18 protein-coding genes are annotated in these 20,183 nt (G+C 61.3%); 3 read left to right on the top strand and 15 right to left on the bottom strand.

Features of this window, described 5'->3' with window-relative positions; translation table 11 throughout:
- Nucleotides 1–216: 216 nt before the first annotated feature.
- From ACVISU_RS36035 to ACVISU_RS35965, 15 genes are all read right to left on the bottom strand, one after another.
- Complete coding sequence (locus ACVISU_RS36035) at nt 217–756, bottom strand: S26 family signal peptidase (protein WP_456710128.1); 540 nt, start codon at nt 754–756, stop codon at nt 217–219.
- Nucleotides 746–964, bottom strand: a complete 219-nt coding sequence (locus ACVISU_RS36030; protein ID WP_157113190.1) for a helix-turn-helix domain-containing protein — start codon at nt 962–964, stop codon at nt 746–748. The genes ACVISU_RS36035 and ACVISU_RS36030 overlap by 11 nt, the downstream gene beginning before the upstream one ends.
- A 155-nt stretch (nt 965–1,119) precedes the next feature.
- Entirely contained in the window at nt 1,120–1,929 is an 810-nt protein-coding gene (locus ACVISU_RS36025; protein WP_456710977.1) for a DNA -binding domain-containing protein, read from the bottom strand.
- Nucleotides 1,930–2,138: 209 nt separating this feature from the next.
- Complete coding sequence (locus ACVISU_RS36020) at nt 2,139–2,405, bottom strand: hypothetical protein (RefSeq protein ID WP_456710127.1); 267 nt, start codon at nt 2,403–2,405, stop codon at nt 2,139–2,141.
- A 179-nt stretch (nt 2,406–2,584) separates the two neighbouring features.
- Complete coding sequence (locus ACVISU_RS36015; protein ID WP_456710126.1) at nt 2,585–3,088, bottom strand: thermonuclease family protein; 504 nt, start codon at nt 3,086–3,088, stop codon at nt 2,585–2,587.
- A gap of 538 nt (nt 3,089–3,626) precedes the next feature.
- Complete coding sequence (locus tag ACVISU_RS36010; protein ID WP_456710125.1) at nt 3,627–4,637, bottom strand: ArdC family protein; 1,011 nt, start codon at nt 4,635–4,637, stop codon at nt 3,627–3,629.
- A 305-nt stretch (nt 4,638–4,942) separates the two neighbouring features.
- Nucleotides 4,943–5,467, bottom strand: coding sequence for a hypothetical protein (locus ACVISU_RS36005; protein WP_456710124.1), 525 nt, complete (start codon nt 5,465–5,467; stop codon nt 4,943–4,945).
- Nucleotides 5,468–5,545: 78 nt separating this feature from the next.
- Nucleotides 5,546–6,175, bottom strand: a complete 630-nt coding sequence (locus tag ACVISU_RS36000; RefSeq protein ID WP_456710123.1) for an acyl-homoserine-lactone synthase — start codon at nt 6,173–6,175, stop codon at nt 5,546–5,548.
- Nucleotides 6,176–6,366: 191 nt separating this feature from the next.
- Nucleotides 6,367–7,092 carry a helix-turn-helix transcriptional regulator gene (locus ACVISU_RS35995; RefSeq protein ID WP_050406573.1) on the bottom strand — a complete coding sequence of 242 codons (726 nt, stop codon included), beginning with the start codon at nt 7,090–7,092 and terminating at the stop codon, nt 6,367–6,369.
- A gap of 136 nt (nt 7,093–7,228) precedes the next feature.
- Nucleotides 7,229–10,315 (bottom strand): alpha-mannosidase, encoded by a 3,087-nt coding sequence (locus tag ACVISU_RS35990; RefSeq protein WP_456710122.1) that lies wholly within the window; start codon nt 10,313–10,315, stop codon nt 7,229–7,231.
- 2 nt (nt 10,316–10,317) lie between these two features.
- Nucleotides 10,318–11,475 (bottom strand): AGE family epimerase/isomerase, encoded by a 1,158-nt coding sequence (locus tag ACVISU_RS35985; protein WP_456710121.1) that lies wholly within the window; start codon nt 11,473–11,475, stop codon nt 10,318–10,320.
- 240 nt (nt 11,476–11,715) lie between these two features.
- Nucleotides 11,716–12,591: an SDR family oxidoreductase gene (locus tag ACVISU_RS35980; protein ID WP_229193821.1), complete on the bottom strand. Its 876-nt coding sequence runs from the start codon at nt 12,589–12,591 to the stop codon at nt 11,716–11,718.
- 60 nt (nt 12,592–12,651) lie between these two features.
- Nucleotides 12,652–13,890, bottom strand: coding sequence for a serine hydrolase domain-containing protein (locus ACVISU_RS35975; protein ID WP_456710120.1), 1,239 nt, complete (start codon nt 13,888–13,890; stop codon nt 12,652–12,654).
- A complete protein-coding gene (locus ACVISU_RS35970; RefSeq protein WP_456710119.1) occupies nt 13,880–15,436 on the bottom strand; it encodes an MFS transporter in 1,557 nt (518 codons plus the stop codon). Before ACVISU_RS35970 ends, ACVISU_RS35975 begins: the two co-directional genes overlap by 11 nt.
- Nucleotides 15,437–15,490: 54 nt before the next feature.
- The gene (locus tag ACVISU_RS35965; RefSeq protein WP_456710118.1) at nt 15,491–16,708 is read right to left on the bottom strand and encodes a carbohydrate porin; all 1,218 of its coding nucleotides are present in this window, start codon (nt 16,706–16,708) and stop codon (nt 15,491–15,493) included.
- A gap of 165 nt (nt 16,709–16,873) precedes the next feature.
- Between ACVISU_RS35965 and ACVISU_RS35960 the strand changes: the two genes are divergently transcribed.
- The 3 genes from ACVISU_RS35960 to ACVISU_RS35950 are packed head-to-tail and all read left to right on the top strand — an operon-like array spanning nt 16,874 to nt 20,105.
- A complete protein-coding gene (locus ACVISU_RS35960; protein WP_456710117.1) occupies nt 16,874–17,356 on the top strand; it encodes a hypothetical protein in 483 nt (160 codons plus the stop codon).
- 23 nt (nt 17,357–17,379) lie between these two features.
- On the top strand, nt 17,380–18,897 hold the full coding sequence (locus ACVISU_RS35955; RefSeq protein ID WP_456710116.1) for an AMP-binding protein: 1,518 nt from the start codon (nt 17,380–17,382) through the stop codon (nt 18,895–18,897).
- Nucleotides 18,897–20,105 (top strand): TetR/AcrR family transcriptional regulator, encoded by a 1,209-nt coding sequence (locus ACVISU_RS35950; protein WP_456710115.1) that lies wholly within the window; start codon nt 18,897–18,899, stop codon nt 20,103–20,105. Before ACVISU_RS35955 ends, ACVISU_RS35950 begins: the two co-directional genes overlap by 1 nt.
- The last annotated feature ends 78 nt before the right edge of the window (nt 20,106–20,183 follow it).

The raw sequence follows: 20,183 nt of genomic DNA, 5'->3' as shown, positions 1-20,183 counted from the left end.
GATGGGAAGTGTCGACCAGAGAGGTTAATCTCCGATCAAGGATTGCTTATCAAATGACTAATGAGCGCTTGGATCAGGCATAGCCCATGGGTGTCGGCCATTGCGCGAGATTGGTCCAAACAGGACCGGCAAATCGAGTAGCGAGGCGCCGGATTTCACCTCGCCGCTCGATCAGCTCGGTCAGCAATTGCGATAGCATCGACTTCGACCCGCAACTCAAAAGTCCGGCTTCCAGGTCCAGAGCGGGCGAGCGACGCCGAGAATATCGCAGCGCAGGACCGGCCCGAAATACCTCGAATCGAACGAGAGAGGGTGCGGCTGCAGCAGAAAATACTCCCCCTCGACAAGCCGCATGCAGCCCTCCCAGGACGGCAACGGCCGGCCGGCGTGGTCCTTCTCCTGCACTTCGGCCGCGACCTTGCCACCTATCGAAATCGCATCCATCGGTTGCCTGGAGCGGCAGACCTCCTCGCCAACGACCGCGGCCACCCGCTTGAGCAGCGGCACCGACGGTGGCGCGATCTCGTGCGCGACGATCAGAAGCTCGATCGGAGGCGGCGGCCTCAGCACCGCAAGCTCCCCCCTTGTCGGCAGACGCTGCTCGAGCACATAGAAGCCGAGCGGCGCGCTGCCGGAAGCATTGTAGATCACAACCGGCACGCGATCGGCAAAGGCAACGGACAGCGTGACGATGCCGCCGCACATGGTCGCAAGGATCGCGGCCCTCCTGAAGCGACGGCGTGGATCAATCCGCATCGGAGGTCGACCTCCGCTTGCTGGCTTGCGAGAATTCCACGAGGTCCTCGATGTGATAGCGGACGTAGCGGCCGTGCTTTCGATAAACCGGCCCGCGTCCTTGCACCCGCATTTTCTCCAGCGTGTTCTTGGTGAGCCTGAGCCAGGCGGCCGCTTCCGTCGTATTCAGAAACGGCTTGTCAGGCTGCTTGTCTTCCATTTTCGTCATGTTTGTCCGGTACTCCCTCGCACAGAGCCCGCAAGACACGGGATGCGAGGAGCAGCGTCGTCAGATCGCGCTGGAATCCGAGTGGCGAAGATCAGTCGGCGCGGTTTGCCACCCCGCGCGGGCAGGTCTCGTCCAGCGAGAGGCAGGCCGCCCACTCAGCCGAGCAGATCGCGGTACCCGCCCTTCATCAGCTCGGTGCCCTTGGCGACCAGCCGCCGGGTCCGGTCCTTCAGAAACTGGCTTGGCCCCTGCCAGTCCTCGGCGACCATCTTCGCGCCGAAGATCGTGGTTGCGATCTGCCGATAGGTCTTGCCGTTCAGGCTTTCGTCGAGCGCGAGCAGCGCCTGGCGAAGCCGCTCGTCGCCGCCAAACACTGAGGTCTCAGGCGGCGCCGTCCCGCTCACCATGAAGCGCTGCAATCGCTTCAAGAGCTCCGTCTGGTCCGCAAGATCGGACAGCCTTTCGAGCTCGAAGGCTGGTCGGAACCGGCGGGTCAGAACCCGGAGATCGTGGAGCTGGACCGCGACGTGGACGCCTCTGCCCTTCAGGACCACGAGCACCCGACCGTCAGCGTCGATCACCGCGTGGCGCTCGACCCTGAAATCGGCGAGCAAGTTCGGTGGCTCCTTGTCGCCCTCGCGCGGTGGCAGCGCCCTCAGCCGCACTGCGCGTTTCAATGCGCGCGCATGCCAGAACACCGGCGCCTCGCGCGCGGCGAGCACTGGGTCCGCGAACGCCAGAAGCCCCCATTTTTCGGCAAGCGGGAACCGGCGCGGTAGCTGCAGTAGCCGCGTGCCGTCCATAAGCGTGAGGCACGGCGGATGACGCGGGACGGAGCGACGCCAGTCCGCGGCGTAGTCGGCGTTACGGCGCAGGAACTCCCATGCCCAGTCGGCGGCGTCGAAGCGGACCTGACCGGGAGCCGCTTCGCCGCCGTCGCGCCGAGCTCGCCTGTGCTGCCACATGTTCAAGAGGGCCACCACGCCTTGAGGTTGCGCTTATGATCGTTTCGGCCGATTGGGGCAAGAGCACGGCTCCTCAACCTCACTCACCGAACGCGGGCACGACCGCATAGCCGGAAGCCTGCCGACGAGCCGGCAACCCTATCTCCGGAGAGGCGCAGCAGCCGCGCAGCAAGCGCGGGACGCGAAGATCGCTGATTGGCGCTCGACGCTCAGGGCACCGCGTTAACCCGACGTGGTATCAATCTTGCTAGTTTCAGATTAGCTTGGCGGTGCGCGCGCAGATTCACGGCGTTCGCATATTCGTCGAGCCAACCAAACCACGAGGACGACATGGCCAAGAAAGCGAAGAAGGCGGCGAAGGCGACCAAGAAGGTCGCCAAGAAAACCAAGAAGATGAAGAAGTAGCGCGCGTTTGTTGGCGCCCAGGCCGCCGCGGCATCGCCGGTCGCACCGATTACGACGATGACGTAACCCATCGCAAGATGGCCTTCCGAAAGCCGCGGCGACGATCAGGCCGGCCCCATGTGCACACGGCTCGAGCGGCCACTGGATTGATGCACATGGGTCCGGTTTCTTGTGAACCGGCTGTTCGGACCCTTTCTGCAACGGGTGTCGTTTCGCACCGTCCCGCCGCCCCGCCCCCGAAAGCCGCGCGCTATCGCTGCCCGCCCTGCGGCCTCTCGGAGCAGCCATTAGGCCGGCCTCCGGCGCCGACGCATTGACGGTAGCGCCACGGCTCGACGAATTCTCCGTTCCAAATGCCGCTTCGCTTGCTTCGCGCTTCGGCTTCGGCTGACGCGTAATCACCTTTGCTGTAGCGCGGCCAGTCGATCGCAAGCCCGCCGCGCACCAGCCAGTCGGCCAGATCGACCTTCCCGGCGCTGCAGACTGCCACGGACCGCCCGTAGCGGTCGAGATCGACCTCCACGCAGGCCACGGTCTGCCGGCCGATGAACGCGCCCAGCGCGTTCGCGGCCAACTGGCCACAGCGATAGTGCCCGCCATGCGGATCGCGGCAGAGCTGGTCGTGCTCCGGCGCGTCGATCCCGTAGAGACGCACGCGCGTGCCATGGATTTCAATGGTATCACCGTCGATCACGCTCGCTTGCCCGGCGACGTCGCCGGCGCTGGCCTGACTGGCCGGTATCGCGGCGATCACGAGCTGTGCGAATGCGCGGCCTGCAAGCCGCCGCCATCCCGGGATCCGGTCCGACCGCGCAACGCCCGATACTTGCGACATGCTCTCGCGACATCCTCCCGTTTACCGGTCCATATGTCCGGCCGGCGGCCTATGGCCCCCCGACCGTAAGCGAGGAAACGACCCGCGCCAGCATCACGAGCGTCGCGGTCAACGTCGCCCCTCCGACCGCGCATTGCGCTAGGCACCGCTTCACCATGGCTCCGCCGTCAACAAAGATGCTGAATGCATTTGGCATGGGCCAGCTCCGTCCAGTTCCTTCCGAGGATCGAGCCGGATTCATAGTCTGAGTCGCGGAGCCACCGCCGCAAGCTTATTTCCCGGGCGTTAGGGTTTGATTCACGACTCGGGGACTCCCGACAAGCGGTGGCGGCGGAGGTTTCTAGGGCGAATCGGTGCACCAAATCGATTCGGCCGTTCGGCCGCTCCCAGCGTCATGAGCATGCGGCGGCCACTCCTGCACAGCGTCACCGCCGCCTCTGCTCTTTCCCTCCCCGCGTCAACCGGGCCGTCGCAGATGGTCGTCCGCGCCGCCGGCGATCATATCCGACACATCGACAGCTGCCGCCGAGACAGCGAGGCCCTGCGGGCGGAAAGCCAGCAGGAAGTCCGCAGCCTTTGAAGCCCTGCTTGCGGCGTGGAAGATCGCGCGGTTGTCGCCGCACAAAACATCGATCCAGTTGCCGATATAATCGGCATGCCGGACCGTCGGAAAAATGGAGAGCGTCGCGCAGACGAATGCCGCCGTCATCTCGGCGACCAGTTCCTCGCTGGCGTAGGGCCTCGATCCGAAACTGCCGGTCTGGTCGCGCTTCAACCGGCTGGCGTGACCGGTCCAATGCCCGAGCTCATGGAACAGGGTCCGGTAGTAGTTGATCTGGTCGAAGAAGACCGGCTGCGGCGGCAGCTGGATGTAATCCCGGTCGCGCTCGTAATAGGCCTCGGCTCCGCCATGGCGGATGTCCGCGAGCGTCGCACGGGCAAGCGCCTCGGCCTTCGACACGATCTCCCGCTCGGGCAGAGCCGATGCCTGGTCGTGACAACGGTCCGGCAGGCCGTCGCATTGGGCGATGTTGAACACTGTATAGCGCCGCAGAAACGCGACCGCTTGCGGCTCGACCGCCTCGCTTGGCGCGGAAGACGGATCAAATTGCGACTTCGTCCGGCGCTCCTTGGGCACGAACCTGTCAGCATAGCAGATGCCGACGCCATATTCGCCCTTGCGAACCGTTCCGCCGAGCGTGATGGCCTGCCGGAAGGTCAGCCACTTCTGCGAGGGATAGCCTTCGTCGAACAGCCGGCCCCAAAGGATCAGGATGTTGATCCCGGAATAGGTCCGGCCGGTCGCCACGTTGCGCGGCAGGCCGATGGCGGATTGCTCCACGCCGCTTCCCCAGGGCTGCACCCACGGCACGATGCCCTGCTCGAGTTCGGCAATGATCCGGTCGGTGACTTCGTCATAAAGCGTCGCGCGCGGCCTCTCCGCGCGCAGGCCTTGCTTCTTTGACATGCTTCTCGTCCTTGCTTTCTTCCCCCGCGCAGGTCCCCGAAGGTGGGGTGGGCGGCGAAAAGCGACCGGACAGCCCCGAACGCAGAGGCACGCCGCACCGGAACGGCCGGAGCGGCAGCGGAGGACCGCGCTGAAAGACAAGATTGCAAGGAGGAATTGATCGAAGCGCGGTTGCGGCTGGCCGGTTCGGGGCTATACGGGAGCGCCGCCCATCTCGCCGATGGGGATAGCAAACAAAAGAGCGCCGGCCGCTTGAGGCCGGCTCAGCGCCGCCCCGCGAAATGCGCGACCGTCCTCATCACGGGTCAGCCCAAGAATTGTCTAACCATTTGCCTGAGAGCCCGGTCGCCGATCTGAACCGACCACTCCAGCACGGTTTGGCGGAGGGTCGTTGGTATGACGCCGTGAAGGACAAGCCGCTTGATAACCAGGGCCTCGTCGCCCTCGCACCGCTGGCACGACAGATCGAGCAGCAATCGCACATCGTAGCCAAGCCACGCCCCCTGCAGCGCGAGCATCAAGATGTCCTCGTCGATCCAGCCCCCGCCCAAGAGAACGCAGCAGCCCTGTGAGGCTTCCATATCGGCGATGAATTCAGTATCCGTCCAAAGGTCTAGTGCGTCATTCGAAAGACGGCTGATCGATGGATCCAAGGCAGTCGAGCCGAGGTCTCCAATAGCGAAGGCCCGGACAGTGAACCACTCATGGCAGGCAGCAAGAAGCCTCAGGCTTTCTCTCGCCTTTCGCGCCTGCGCGCAGGCCTCACCTGCTGACAAGACCCACGCAGGATTCACAAGAACAACCCTGCTCGTTCGAGGATCTGCCAGCATACCCGCAACCAATCGACTTTAGGCAATTCCTTGCCGCGACACGCCGAGCCGTTATGCTCCGCCTGCGAAGACGCCAACTCAGGCTTGTTCCATGGGAATGCCAAGGACCGGCGATGAGATATGGGCCTGTCGGCATAATGTAGAGAACGCACTGTCATTGCCGTGCAAGTACCCGGCTAACGCCATCGTTCTGCCGAACGGCTGCGGTGGTGCAATGCGTTGCAGAGGCCATCCCGCCCGACGAAGAATTCGCTCCATCCGGACGTCGGTGACGGTGACGATCGAGCAGGACTCAGTGCGTCGCAGATACTCGATCATGGCAGCGAACAGCATGAAAGTCGCACGGCTTAGTCCTCCGGACGACGAATCCGCGAGCTTTTGCGTATCAACGCAAAAACGGGAGCTTTCGAGGATCCGACGATCGCGCGGCATCGGTGTGCCTGCAAGCAACGAGGCGAAGACTTCGCCAAGCATCGTAGGGCCGGTGGTCGGCAACAGGCGCACACAACCCAGCACTTCCTTGCGATCGGACAACACGGCCAGATAGGATGGACTGAGCGTATCGAAGATGTCGAGCTCCATGCCGTCACTGACAGATACGTCCCATTCGAGCCGATCGTGGAATATCCGCCGCCTGAGCTGATACATCCGCGTTAGCAGATCAACGTTCTCTCCAAACTGATGACTGTCGATTGCGACGGCGTGCATGCATAGTCTCCCGACCCTCGGCGGAGACCACACAATCAGAGCGTGTTATTCGCTTCACCTGTTGAATCTGACAGGATGCAAACGTCGGGAAGAATGATCTAGTCACATCAAACTACGTACGAAGCCGATGAACTCAACTTAGAGTCATTCTTACCCGATCCAGGGGCCGCGCCGGCTCCCTTCCCGGCGGCTCATGAGAGCAGACCCCGCCGAAGCGCCTCGGCGACGCATTGCGCAATCGACGACGCGCCAAGCTTGGCCCGTGCGTTCTCAAGATGGAACGATACGGTTCGCGGCGAAATGCCGACGAGAACGGCAATATCGCTCATGGTCTTCCCCTGAGCGCTCCAACTCAGACATTGTCGCTCGCGTTGCGTCAAGATGTCTGGATTTGAACACTCCGGATGTCCGCGCGTCCGCGCCGACAGGTGCGCATGAAAATAGAATGCAATCAGTTGAATGACCTCCAGCAGGTTCTGTTCCGGATGCTCGATCGACGGTGACCTCTCATCCATGGCGAGCGTGAAGGCTACGGTCCGGCCAAACCCGCCCCTGATAGGAACCGTGAGTCCCGCCTTGATACCGAAAGTCCTGGCTTCATCGAAGAAATGGCGCTCTGGCTGGCCGGCTGTCCGATCCGGAGCGGCGCTCCCCCAGTCGAACAGCTTGTTTTCGCGGGATGCGCGGCGGATCACTGGATCCAGCCGTTGATAGTCATGTTCGGCATATCGCCGCGTCCAGCTCCTTGGATAGGACGAGATGATGGCAGGCTTTCCGCTCGCAACATCGAGGTAGGCGAACCAGCGAAATCCCAGCTGCTCGGTTACCCGCGTTGCAACCCTTTCAAAGCCGCTTGCGTCCTCAGCCGTGTGAATGGCATCGGCGAACTCTTCGAGCAGACGGTCAGGTGCCTTCATGAGCCGGCAACCCGTTTCCCGATGCGAGCCTCAATATCGAGTGCTTTCTTGGCTCGCCTCGCAGGTTGCGATTGTAGCGCGACGACGATACGCGTGGCTCGATCATCGCGCTCTCGAGCAAGCATGGAATGTCATTCTATCCATCCCGCGTGGCAGCTTGGAACACCCGGAGTGTTGCGATCTGGAACGGGCGCAGGGACAGGTAGCAGGTCCGGCTGCCGGCCGGGATGGCCTCAAGTCGATCTTCAAGAATGTTGCTCGTCCACACCGATGCAACATCGACGCCAAAATCGAGCATCGCACGAGCCTCAACGCCCGAGCTTTCGTAGAGCCGCACCACCCAGCCGCACCCGTCCTCGGCCGGCTTGATCGTATCGACGATCACATTGGGCGGAGACGCCTGCATGAACGACTGTTGTAACGGCTCGTGCGGCCGCCCCTTGATCCAAAGCACCGGACGCGCAAAACGCAGGGCTCTCCCGACCGTATCGGCGGTACGCCAATCGCCTTCGTGGGGATAGATCGCATAGCGCATGCGATGCTGCCCGATGTCGGCCTTCGGATCGGGGGAAGTGGCGCCGCGCAGCAACGTGAGCGCGAGCTGATTTCCGAACGTCGAATAGCCGTGCTTGCAGTCGCTGAACAGCGACACGCCGAAATCCGGTTCCGAGATATCCGACCAGCGATGGCCGGGGACCTCGTACCTGGCGGCGTCCGCATCCGTATTGGCGTGGGTCGGCCTCTCGGTGGCGCCGAACATGGTTTCATAGGTCGCACGCGATGCGCGGCAGGCGACGGGAAACATCACCTTCAGAAGCGTTCGCCGCTCCTGCCAATTGACGGTGGTTTCAAACTCGAGGTGACGAGCACCGGCATCCAATCGGATCACCTGTGTGAGCCAGCTCGCTTTTCCGAGCGCTCGCTCGAACCGCACCTCACTCCTTAGGCCAGCATCCGACAAGACGCTAAAACTTACCTCGCCGGTCAGTTCCCGAGCGGTCTCCAGCGCAAACGGATCGATGTCCCATGCCTCGAAGTCGAGCGGCCTGTCATCAAGCAACAGAAACCGTGCACCGGGCGACGCCAGGGTTTCGCGGCCCGTCGGCAAGTAGACCAGCGATCGAACAAGGCCGGTGCGGTCGATGCGCGCCTTGAGCTGCGAATTCGTCAGCACGAACCCGGCCGGATCGGCCGACAACGTGACGCACTCCTCCGTCGCGGCGGCCTCGCCGGCCGCGAACGGCGCGGCGACCACATAGCGCAGTGCGCCTTCGGGATCGGGCGTGACCTCGGCGCGCGAGCTGCCGAGACTGTTGACCGGAGTCCAGCCGGCACCTTTGGAGTCGCAGAAGGCGGCCAGCAGTGCCTGGATGCGGCATTTGGCCTGTTCCTCGACCGTAGCGAGGTCGGCCTCTGCCCTCTCATAGACCTCGCGAATGCTGCTTCCTGGAATGATGTCGTGAAACTGATTGACCAGCAGCGTGCGCCACAGTCCTTCGATGTCCGCTGCCGACGGTGCCGGCAGCTCCCAGACATGCGCAATCGTAGCCACGAATTCGAGGGCCTGAAGGCTGGCCTCGCATGCGCGGTTGAGACGCTTGATCTCTCCCTGTGTCGTGTAGGTACCGCGATGATATTCAAGATAGAGCTCTCCCTCGATCGTGGCCAGATCTTCAGCTGATGTCGCCAGGCGATCGAAAAACTCGTCTACGGTACGAATTCGGATCCTTGGCACACCTTGCAAGTCTTTCGCGCGCTGCAGCGTCTCGAGCATCGTCTCGTCGGGCCCGCCGCCGCCGTCGCCATAGCCAAACAGATAGAGTGCGTCGCCCGACCGGTCGGCGTCCTTGTAATTCGCTGCGTGATAGCGGAGCTCCGCGACATGCGCTGAGCCATTGTAAGTGTCCGCAGGTGGAAAATGGGTCAGCACCGTGGTGCCGTCGATGCCGCGCCAGTTGAAACTGTGATGCGGCGGCGAGGTGAACTTGTTCCAGGACAGCTTCTGCGTCAGGAATCGAGACATGCCCGCGAGCTGCATAAGCTGCGGCAGCTGGCTGTCATAGCCGAATACGTCGGGATTCCAGAACACGTCGGAACGTTTGCCGAAGGTCCGCTCGAAGTAGCGCTGGCCATAAAGGAATTGGCGGCAAATCGACTCGCCCCAGGGCAGGTTGCAGTCCGGCTCCACCCAACTGCCGCCGACAGGAATCCATTGTCCGGCCTGGACCTTGGCGCGGATTCGCGCGAACAGGCCGGGGTCGTTCTGTTCTATGATGGCGTATTGATAGGCCTGTGAACACGCGAACTTGAAATCAGGATAGCGATCCATCAGCGCAATCGCCGTCGAGAAGCTGCGCTGGGCCTTGCGGCGGGTTTCGTCCAATGGCCACAGCCAGGCCGTATCGAGGTGAGCATGCCCGATCGCCGACAGTTCATGGGCTACGCTGCCGTTGCGCGCAGCAAGCAAGTTGCCGAGTATCGCTTGCGCCGGCGGCCATGTCGCTCGATCGTCGGGATCGGCGAGGTTGCATACCCGGTTGAGGTCATGCAGCAACCGGCCGGCCCATGTTCGATCCAAGGCCGATTGCACCGCCTCGCCGACGCCTCCGTACGATCTCGGCTTGTTCGAGGGATCGCGATCGCCTTCGAGCTGGCGAAGGACATCAAAATCAAAATAGAATGCCGAGGCGTCTTGGTCGAAGCGGCGCAGCTCGCACGCCGCCAGCGCATACGCTTGCGGTTCGCTGCCAAAGGCGCCGAACAGGCCATTGCAGGCAATCTCGACATGGAAGGTGAAGCGCTCTCCCCCACGTGCCGAGCCGAACAGCGTCGCAATGTGGCGGCCAGGATTAAGGCCTTGCGACGAGAGGCCATCCAGCCAAAGCAAGGCTTCCGAGCGGCTATCCCAATAGAGGTCTACTCTCGCACCGGCCCAGTTCTCCGGCACTTCGGCCGCAACGCGGACCCAATAGGTCGCCCAAAGCGGCCCGAGTGTCTGGCCCAGGGAAACCGGCCGATAGTCGAGCTTCAGTGCCTCTTGCGGATCGATGCGTTCCGTCGGACCGGCGAGCTCGAGGGAAACCGCCGGCACACGATCGGAGTGAACCCTGCGCAGCAACCTCTGCGCAAAGCGTTCCAATCGGCCGCGCGTGTACCTTGGGTAGCGCCCGCGTGCCCGGGCGACCACCGGGTCTTCCGTGCGCCTGTCCATCCTGTCGATCATTCCTAACCCGTATCGAAGCCGGCAGCGTCGCCGGGACCACATCCGATCACCGAGATTCCCGAAGAGCTCGATGCCGGCACCGCCGCGCGCCGCTGGATCGCCTGATCAAGAGTATCTATCGCGCATACCAGATGGTAAAGTGAGCTCGCTGTGGCTGCTTCGGAGAATTCCCCGTTCGCGGACATCCGGTCCCACCATAGCCCCTTGATGGGCGTCTGCAGAAATCGCTCGAGGCTTTCGCCCGCTTCGGCGGCTACGGCCCACCACGCGTCTCCCCCGCGCTCCGCGCGTGCAACCGCCGCTTTCAGCCGTTCGGTTTGAGGCCAGAGGCGGGATGTGTCTTCAAGTACCGTGAAATCGTCAAGAATTGTGTCGACGACGACCGATCGAGGGCGCGCCACACCACGCTCTTCACCGATTTTCTGTAGTTGATCGACAGCCCGATAGACGGCGTCATTCCCAGTCGAATTGGCCCACTTCGTGAGAAGCCAAGACCATTCGAACTGATGTCCGGGTTCGACGACGCGACCGGCGATACCGGCCTGAGGTGACCAATCAGCGTTGAAGCATTCGTAGATCGCCCCTCCAGCTCCGATGAACCGTGCGAGCGCCAAGTCGACGATCTCCTGCGCCAACTGATGCCAGGTTCCGCTAGCGTCAAGCTCGATCCAGGCCAAGCATGCCTCGAGAAGGTGCATGTGCGGGTTCGAATATCGTAGCGATGACGGGCGGTCGCTCTCTGAAAAACCGCCGGCGGGATGCCGACATGTTCTAATCAGGCAATCACGCACCGAATGTGCAAGGCGCTCGGCCCGCCGCCTGGAATGCCGGGCCACCGCAGCGCCGGCAAGCATGGCGAACGCCTGATCATAGAGCGTCGCTCCATCTGACAGAATCATACCGTCATGTGAGAGCAGACATCGAAAGAGCCCGTCCGGGCGCGCAAAATCGACGAAGTATCTGTCGACGCCGCGCAGCACCTGCTTGACGTCTATTCGGGCGCCTAGCCGATTGGCCGTGAGCAGCGCGTAAATTTGGCGTGCCGGCACTCTGGCTCTCCGGGCTGCCACCACCGGATGGCCGCCTTGGGAAATGGCTTCACAGAAGCTGCCGGCGGCATCGAGGCCGACGCTCGACCACAGCGGAATAGCGTCATCCAACAGCCAGGCTCTCAGCCTTTGATGCACATGTCGGGCCGCGGTGAAGCCCGCCCCCGGATCCCCCAACCGCGTCGAAGATGACTGACCTTCCATCTATCTGACACCTATCGTGTAGTAGACGCATGATGCTGGCATGCGACCGCGAGAACCTGGTTCGATTCCGAGCTCCTTGTGTCGCGTCCAGCGAGGAGACCAGAATATCTGGATGTCACTTCCCGAACACACGCGGGCTGCGCCGGCCTAGGATCCATCGACTTGCAGACGGCCGAGCCCCTTCGCGCGCTCGGGCTCATCGCGCGAGAAGTTGACCGCATCCGCGGAGCTGTCACCGAGGCTGACGCCACCATCGCAGTTTAGGATGGCGCCCGTAATGTAGCTTGCCAGGTCAGACGCCAAAAACAGTGCAAGGTTCGCAACATCGTCCTTGGAGCCGTAGTCGCGCAACGGGATGCGCGCCTTCGCCTGTGCTTCGAGTTCAGTCGTAGGCGCAAGCCGCGCCATGCCGACGGTATCCGCTATTGGCCCAGGCGAGATCGCATTCACTCGCACCCCAGCGGGACCCCATTCCATCGCGAGGCATTTCGTCAGCATGTTGACCCCGGCCTTCGCGGCGCAGGCATGAGCTTGAAACATGCTCGGGGTCACGCCCTGCGGCGCAGTGATCGAGATCAGGGAGGCACCGGGTCTACGCAGATATGGAAATGCCGCCCTCAGTACGTTGAAGGTACCGATCAGGTCGATATCGACAACCGTCCTGAAGGCATTGGCCGACATTCCCATCGCCGGAGCAAGGAAGTTTCCCGCCGCTCCGGATACCACGATATCGATGTTTCCGAAGCACTCCACCGTCTGCGCCAGGGCAGCATCAACCGGGCCGTAGTCCCGCACGTCGGCAACGAGCCCGATAGCCTCGTGTCCATCAGCCAGGAGCGTTCGGGCGGCCTCCGATATCCGGTCCTGACTGCGACTGACGACGGCGATCCTCGCGCCAGCATTTGCCAGAGCGCGGCCGATAGCGAGATTGATTCCGCCAGATGCACCGGCGATGAATGCGACCTTGCCTTTAAGGGAGCACGCCTCGTCGCTGAGAGGCATTGATGTTTGACGCACGTGCATGCTGGAAGATCCATGTTCGAGAAGATTGCAAAGTCGGGCAAGTAAAGGGGATCTGGAATTCTACTTCTTCCACGCGCCCTTGAGATTCGATCGATAGCCGAGAGCCCGGTAGGTCGCATCCACGAGCGATTGTCCGCGGCTGTTGAGCAGAAGTCCGGTCCCCAACAGGTTCATCGTATATCCAAAGCTCAGGCGCGCCTGCGGATCAGCGAATCCCAACGACCCGCCCGCTCCCGCGTGACCGAATGCGGCGCCGGATAGCACGCAGCTCTGATCCGTGCCTGGCAGGGCGCGGTTGTCGATTGACTTCATGAAGCCGAAACTGAACCGCGTCGGCATCAGGAGCGTTGCATCTTCCCTTGCTGCCACCGCTACTTTCCGCAAACGTGCAATCGCGTGCGGCGCCAGCAATCGTTTGCTTGCAACCAACGCGTAGAGACCGGCGAGACCACGGGCATTGGTCACACCGTTGACCGCGGGAATCTCGGCTGCGCGTCCTTCTCGGCTCCTGAAGTCAAAGCCACCGGTATTGGCAAGGAATAGATGCGCCGGCGAGTCTGGCTGCTGCAGCGCCGCGAGCATGAAGCGCGACGTCGGGATCGTCTCGTCGTATTGCGGCTGATAAAGCTCCGCCACTAGGTCCTCGAGATCGGCCGGCAGTCCGATCCAGAAATCCAGCCCATTTGGGATGGCCAGCTCTTCCCGAAAGAATTTGCCAAGGCCACGTCCGGTGATTCGCCGCACGATCTCGCCGATAATCCATCCGAACGTAAATGCGTGATATCCGCACCGCGACCCTGGCGGCCAGAACGGCTCTGCACGCGCAATGAGATCGGTCATATACGCAACATCGTAGAAGCCGCCCGGTTTGACCGCCTCTCGCAGGTGCGGCAAGCCCGCTGTGTGGTTGAGCACCATGGCGACAGTTGTTTTCTCTTTGCCAGCCTGTGCGAATTCCGGCCAATACCGGGCAACGGGTGCATTGAGGTCGAGAAGCCCGCGTTCGACCAGCAGATGGGCACAGAGTGCCGTTGCCCCCTTCGTCGCCGAAAACACCAGAGAGATGGTATCTCGTGTCCAGCGCGCGCCGTTGGAACGTGCTTGCCCGCCCCAGAGGTCGACCACCTTGCGGCCTTCGTGAAAGACGCAAACGCTTGCCCCGAGTTCGCCACGCTCCGCGAAGTTGGCGCAGAATGCTTGCATGACCGGCTCGAAGTCGCGATCGTAGCGGCCTTCGATCTGGCTGCTACCGACTTTCTTGAGAACATCAATAACGCGCATCTGCTTCTCAATTCCCATGACTTGATTGTTGCAAAGCCGGGCTTGCGGCCACGGATCCGCGCGATGCAAGGCGCGCCAGGTTCGCTTCATGAGCCGCGCGTGTGATGGGGAACACAGCGATCAAGCCGATCGAGAGCAGGTACAACACCGCCTGGATCGGAAGCGCAGCAAGCGCCAGATTTCTCAGGACCTCCTCACTAACCTGACCGGGCACTGCCCCTTCCGGAAAATGCACGAGGGTAAGGATCATGCCTGACGTAAAGAGGCCGACGCCTGACACGCATTTCTGCGCGAATGTGTTTGCCGAGAAGAACAGTCCTTCGGAACGCCGCCCGGTTGACAGCTCGCTTTCCTCGCTGACGTCGGCAAGCATGGAAGCTGTGAGGATTGATGAGCTCACGATCAATGTTAGAGAGATGGTGATCGTGACCAGGAGGATCGGCAGGAGCAGTGGAGATCCGTTGGCGGGGAACCAATCCGACAACCGCAGCACGAATGGGCAATAGTAGAAGACGATCGACAGCAGCCAAAGCGCGATGGCCGACTGTTTCTTGCCGAAACGGCGCGACAGCCTTGGCGCGGCGACTGCACCAAGGACCGACGCCACGAGCACTCCCAGCATCAAGACCGACAGTTGATCTGAGTTGAAGCCCCAGAAGTAGGTGTTGAAATAGGTGCTCAGCGTAATCTGGATTCCGGCTGCCATGGCACTGCATACGCCGGCGGCCAGCAGGACCAGAAATGCTCGGTTGGAGAAGCTCCCGGCCATCTCTCTTAAGGCAGCGACGAGGCCTCCCGCCTTTCGTCCAGGTTGCTGAAGCCAGGGAATCTGTCGTTGCGTACCGGCTGCAGACGCGAAGATCGCGACGCACATGATGACGCTCGCGACAACTCCGTAGTTTGCATATCCGTCCGGGTTGAGCTGGCCGACAGGATGATCGCTGTCCGGGCGCAGGAAGACGATGAAGGCAACGAATGCCATACTGACACCGCCGAACCAGGCAAAAAACGTGCGGTAGCTGAGAAGGCTTGTTCGGACGTCATAATCGTCCGAGAGCTCGGCGGCCAAGGCGGAGCTTGGTATCTCGTAGAGTGCCAGAAAGCTGCGCACGACGATGATGGTCACGAGCAAGTACGTCGCGAGCGCTGCGTGGCTCCAATTCGACGGTGCATTCCATAAGAGAAGATAGGTCAGTCCGGCCGGCACTGCGGCGACATACATGAAAGGATGGCGTCTCCCCCAGGCGGAGCGCCACCTGTCGGAAACGTGACCTATGATCGGATCGATGAATGCATCGACCAGCAAGGCAACCATCGCGATGGTTCCGACCAATTGTGCGGAAAGGCCCATCACCTGGTTGTAGTAGAGCAGCAGGAGAACGTTGAAGCCGTTGTCCTTGATGCCGAATGCGAGGGAGCCTACACCGTAGAGTAACCGCGTGACCGGATTGATCGGCGGCCTATCCACGATCATCGGTGAAGGAGCCGACCTGTCAAAATTCGCTCTGAGATTCATGTTGAACACCTCTTTGGGCGCACGGCCGGGCTCGTAAGCCCGGACCATGTCTTTGCCAGTTGATCTGACGGCTTCGCCCGCAAGGAGCACGCACCGCGCGGCTCAGAACGCGGTCGTCAAGCTCGCCATGAAATTGAGCGAATTCTTCAGCCGCGGCGTCGCGCTCGGATGCACGTTGTAGCTGGTTCCCAACATGAGATAGACGCCGGGATTCAGCCGAAACGAGTTGCTGACCGTTACCGATGCATAATCACCGAATGGCCTGATCCCGGTGAGTGCAGCCTGAAAATCCAGAGCTGATTTGCTCAGCGTGGTGTAGCCAAAGATTAGAGCCGTCTGATCCATCGGGCGCCCGGGAATGATCCCCATGCCGTAGACACGTCCCTCGTAGTAGTTCTGGTACATGTTCTTGTTGGGATCGGAAGTCATGTAGAAACCGCCCACGTAGTAGCCCTGATAGGCTTCATAAGGCGCGGACGAGATCTGGGAGACCTGGACGTCCGCCGCCGCGTAGAATCCCCAGTTCGTGTCGGTCTTGCGCCCGGCGGAAAAGTCGAAATAGGGCGACGTATTGTAGAGGCCGCCGGCGCGAACCCAGACTGATCCCTGCGTGGGTGACGAAAACGTCTTGTAGCCAAACTCATCGATGAACAGAGCTTTGGCATCTGGACTAGAGAGCCCAAGGCCGATGGGATTGGCCTGCTGCTCGACGTCAGCGCCGCCCGGCGAGATACTCCGCTGCACGCCCGCCTTGTTGTAAAAATTGTTCGGCAAGTTGATCATGAGATTGGCGCCGGGCGCGGGCACGCCCTGTCGCGAGAGGCCAAGCTCGTACGGGACGAGGGCTTGGGGCCCGGTCGCCATGCTCGCGGCGACAAGCAGGCCAAGGTAGTTCTGCGCGTTGTAAAACACGCCAGCCTGAAGCTGTACGGTATCGTCCATGAACGACTGGAAGTAGTACAGGTTCGCGAACTTCGCTCCTGAGGGGCCGAGTGGCTCCCAGGTTGTTCCGGTCAACATGGCTCCGACGGAGAGCTGACCGCCCGTCAGCCCGACCCGGCCAAGATCGTAGCTGAGTGTCACCTCCGAAAAGGAATAGGTCGTTGGTATCTGCCCTTGATAGGTCTGCGGCTTGGGTGGAGCGTTGTTCAGCATATTGGCGGTGAACGTGTTCGTGCTGTAGGCGACATAGCCGATGCCATACTCGGCCAGCGCGGTTCGCAGCCCATTGGGATCCTGAAAGATCGACTCCGCGGCGGGCGGAACCGTTGTGATCCAGCCCTTCATGGACAGCTTGTCGAAAGCCGCGAACTTGATCATCTTCGCGACCTCCGGAGATACTGCCCCGCTAGCAGACGGCGGTGACGCCGTGCTTGGACCTGCAGACCAGGCGCGCGACACTGTTGCGGCCGCAGAAGGGGCCGACTGCACCGAAGGCGCAGCGGCCGCTGCGGCCGGCCGCGGCTTCTTGCGACCAGTTGGTTGTTGCGCAGGAGCCTGCGCTACCTTCGCCTTTCCGGCGCCATCTTCCGTCTCGGCCCGCGCTGGTGCAGCAACGAAGAGCGCCACCGAAGCACACGCAGCAATCCCAGTGTGAACCGACATTATCGACCGCGCGGTTGCGCGATCGGCCGGGCAGCGCTCCTGCCCTTCGCCAAGCTCACGCCGGCTGCCGACGCGATTTCCCTCAAGCCTAATCATCGTGGAACCTCCCCATGCATGTTTTTTATGTTTGAGTATGTTATTTTTGTTCTGGGTATCCTCTACAGCCTTAATCAACGCCCCGTCAAGCATTCATGTCAGATAGAAGTCACAATCAATAATCTGGTATTATTCCTGGTGATTCGGCAAAACCAAGCAGGCATCGCGAATGCCCGTCGCGGCGACGCATTAGAATCGCACGAAGCAACTGATCTAAATTTTTGTTTTGGGTTTGTTATTTACAGATTATGGTCAGGGCATCCATAGCGACAAAACAGGCAGACCACGCAATGATCGAAACACCCCACGCAGTCTCAATCGGCACGAAAATCACCAATCTTGCCTGGGATTCGCCGTCGGCGGGCTGTGTAACCTTCGAGGGGCTCACGTTGTCGCGGCAGGAGCTGCACCTCTCGTCAAACCGGATGGCTCATGCACTCGCAGCAAGAGGCGTCGGCCTGGGGGACTTCGTCAGCATCGCCTTGCCCAACGGGCTCGACTTCATGGTCGCGTCGTGTGCGGTCCTCAAGCTCGGAGCCATTCCGCAACCGGTCTCCGGAAAGCTGCCGGAGAAGGAGCTTGAAGCAATCCTGTCCCTTGCATGCCCTCGCGTGGTGATCCGCGCCGCGGTCGTACGACCATGCGACGTGACGCCGGCGATGCTGCTGGAGGAGTCCATTGATGACACGGATCTGCCCGATCGGATCTCCCCCGCATTGAAGGCTCCGACCTCCGGCGGATCTACCGGGCGGCCGAAGTTGATTGTATCTGGTCGAGCAGGCGTCGTCCTGCCGGATGAGGGAGATTTCTACGGTATCACGCAGAGTGATATCGCCGTGATGCCGGCGCCGCTCCACCACAATGCCCCGTTCTCGCTGGCACTCACCGCAATTCTTGCGGGTGCTCACCTGATACTGATGCGCAAGTTCGATCCGGAGGAGCTTCTGCGCATTGTAACGCGTCGCCAGGCTACCTGGCTCTATCTCGTGCCCACCATGATGCATCGGATCTGGCAGCTGCCCCAGGAGGTTCGGGACAGGAGCGACATGTCTTCGCTCCGCAACGTCTGGCACATGGCCGCGCCCTGCCCGCCGCGGCTGAAGGAAGCCTGGATCGGATGGATCGGCGCGGACAAACTATGGGAACTATACGGTGGGACCGAAAGCCAGGCGGTAACGGTCATTGGGGGCCACGACTGGCTGCAGCATCGCGGGTCGGTCGGCCGCCCAGCCATGGGCGAGATCGCGGTTCTTGATGAGCATGGACGACTGCTAGCACCAGGAACTATCGGCACCGTTTACCTCAAAATGCCCAGCAGCGGGTTGCCGACATATCGCTACATCGGTGCCACGGCCGAGCGGATCGGAGAGTGGGAGACGCTGGGCGATCTCGGTTGGATGGACGAGGAAGGCTATCTCTACCTGACGGACCGGCGCACCGACATGATCCTGGTCGGAGGGGCTAACGTCTTCCCTGCCGAAGTCGAAGCTGCGCTGGAGGAACATCCGCTTGTCGCCTCGAGCGCGGTGATTGGCCTTCCTGACGAGGATCTTGGCCAGCGCGTTCATGCCGTTGTTCAAGCGCCTCCTACAATCGACCTGGACGGGCTCAACCGCCATCTGGCAGAACGTCTTGTCAGCTACAAGCGCCCGCGAACAATAGAGATTGTCAGCTATCCGTTGCGGGACGATGCCGGTAAGGTACGACGATTCCAATTGCGGGCCGATCGTATGCCAGGATCGGCCACCAGCGAGGCGGCGAGCGTGTCAGACGAAGAGCAAATGACTCTTGGGGGCAGATTGACGTGATGGCGCCTTCTGCTGCGAATCAGCCCAAGCCGAAGCGCTTCCGCCGGCGTGAGGCGGTACTTGGCGTCGCTATCCAATTGATCAACGATGTCGGCTTGAGGGGAATGACCTTCGTCGAAGTCGCAAACAAGCTCGGCATCGTTGCTACCGGCATTGCTTATTATTTCCGCCGCAAGGAGCAGTTGGCGAGCGCGTGCTATATTTCCTCGCTGGAGCGTATCCAAGGCTTCATCGATTCGGCAGACGGGGCGACGGTCGAAGATCGACTCAAGTCCTTCCTGTCCAACTATTGCCGGTACCTTGAGGAGGTGACAGCCGGGCGTGCGCTTGCGATCGTGCGCTTCGACGAGGTTCGTGTCCTGGCGGACCCTGCTGTGGATCATGCCATCGCTCAGACGTTCGGCAAGTTTCGTAAATTGCTTCGTAGTTCCCCGGACCGACATAGCCGCGTTTCCAACGCCCAGGCGCACCTGCTCTTCTCCTGGATCTTCTGGATGCCGGCGTTGCTCGAACGACATTCAGAGGATGAATACGACGCAATAGCCGGCATCGTGCACAGAATTTGGCTGGATGGTGTTTCAATTCAACCGTTGATCGGCGCTCGGCTTCGCGCTTTGAGGTATCAATCTCCCCGCAGGGACGATCGAGCCGAAGATTTCCTGAAAGCTGCAACCAAGGTACTCAATGAGCAAGGCTATGCAGGTGCATCGGTCGAGCGCATATCGGCCGCGCTGAACGTTACAAAGGGTTCTTTTTATCACCATAATGAGGCGAAGGACGACCTTGTCGTGTCGTGCTTCGAGCGCTCCCTGGCGCTCGTGCAGACAGCGAAGCACGATGCAGCCGGACTCACCGCCCCCGGGGCGGAGAAACTCTGGGCGTTAGCCGTCCATTTGATCGAACACCAGCTGCTTGGAGAAGCGCCGCTGCTCTCGATGTCTGCCTTAATGACGCTCCCCAAGCATATCCGTGCCGACCTGCTGCATAGATCCGACCGCATCATCAATGGGTTTGTTCTATTGTTCACGGAGGGTATGCAGGATGGCTCGATTAGAACCACATCGCCCGTCGTGGCCGCATGGATGTTTTCATCGATGATCAACGCTGCGGTCGATCTGCGAGCGTGGATCCCTGACCTGACGGTCGACAACGTGGCCGATCTATTCGTGCGGCCGTTCTTTGAAGGTTACACCAAATCATCCGAGTAGTCGGACGCACTCCATCTCCCGGCTCGGCCAAGTTGTCAGGTGCAATCGGGATCGATGCCGCATCAGATATCGCTTATC

It is taken from the genome of Bradyrhizobium sp. USDA 4452, from assembly GCF_054063575.1.
This window is presented reverse-complemented; position numbering and strand designations above follow the sequence as displayed.

What these genes read in the sequence shown, in the direction of transcription:
- ACVISU_RS36035 (WP_456710128.1), bottom strand. Translation starts at nt 756, where the DNA reads ATGCGGATTGATCCACGCCGTCGCTTCAGGAGGGCCGCGATCCTTGCG.
- ACVISU_RS36030 (WP_157113190.1), bottom strand. Translation starts at nt 964, where the DNA reads ATGACGAAAATGGAAGACAAGCAGCCTGACAAGCCGTTTCTGAATACG.
- ACVISU_RS36025 (WP_456710977.1), bottom strand. Translation starts at nt 1,929, where the DNA reads ATGTGGCAGCACAGGCGAGCTCGGCGCGACGGCGGCGAAGCGGCTCCC.
- ACVISU_RS36020 (WP_456710127.1), bottom strand. Translation starts at nt 2,405, where the DNA reads ATGGGTTACGTCATCGTCGTAATCGGTGCGACCGGCGATGCCGCGGCG.
- ACVISU_RS36010 (WP_456710125.1), bottom strand. Translation starts at nt 4,637, where the DNA reads ATGTCAAAGAAGCAAGGCCTGCGCGCGGAGAGGCCGCGCGCGACGCTT.
- ACVISU_RS36005 (WP_456710124.1), bottom strand. Translation starts at nt 5,467, where the DNA reads ATGCTGGCAGATCCTCGAACGAGCAGGGTTGTTCTTGTGAATCCTGCG.
- ACVISU_RS36000 (WP_456710123.1), bottom strand. Translation starts at nt 6,175, where the DNA reads ATGCACGCCGTCGCAATCGACAGTCATCAGTTTGGAGAGAACGTTGAT.
- ACVISU_RS35995 (WP_050406573.1), bottom strand. Translation starts at nt 7,092, where the DNA reads ATGAAGGCACCTGACCGTCTGCTCGAAGAGTTCGCCGATGCCATTCAC.
- ACVISU_RS35990 (WP_456710122.1), bottom strand. Translation starts at nt 10,315, where the DNA reads ATGATCGACAGGATGGACAGGCGCACGGAAGACCCGGTGGTCGCCCGG.
- ACVISU_RS35980 (WP_229193821.1), bottom strand. Translation starts at nt 12,591, where the DNA reads ATGCACGTGCGTCAAACATCAATGCCTCTCAGCGACGAGGCGTGCTCC.
- ACVISU_RS35975 (WP_456710120.1), bottom strand. Translation starts at nt 13,890, where the DNA reads ATGGGAATTGAGAAGCAGATGCGCGTTATTGATGTTCTCAAGAAAGTC.
- ACVISU_RS35970 (WP_456710119.1), bottom strand. Translation starts at nt 15,436, where the DNA reads ATGGTCCGGGCTTACGAGCCCGGCCGTGCGCCCAAAGAGGTGTTCAAC.
- ACVISU_RS35965 (WP_456710118.1), bottom strand. Translation starts at nt 16,708, where the DNA reads ATGATCAAGTTCGCGGCTTTCGACAAGCTGTCCATGAAGGGCTGGATC.
- ACVISU_RS35955 (WP_456710116.1), top strand. Translation starts at nt 17,380, where the DNA reads ATGATCGAAACACCCCACGCAGTCTCAATCGGCACGAAAATCACCAAT.
- ACVISU_RS35950 (WP_456710115.1), top strand. Translation starts at nt 18,897, where the DNA reads ATGGCGCCTTCTGCTGCGAATCAGCCCAAGCCGAAGCGCTTCCGCCGG.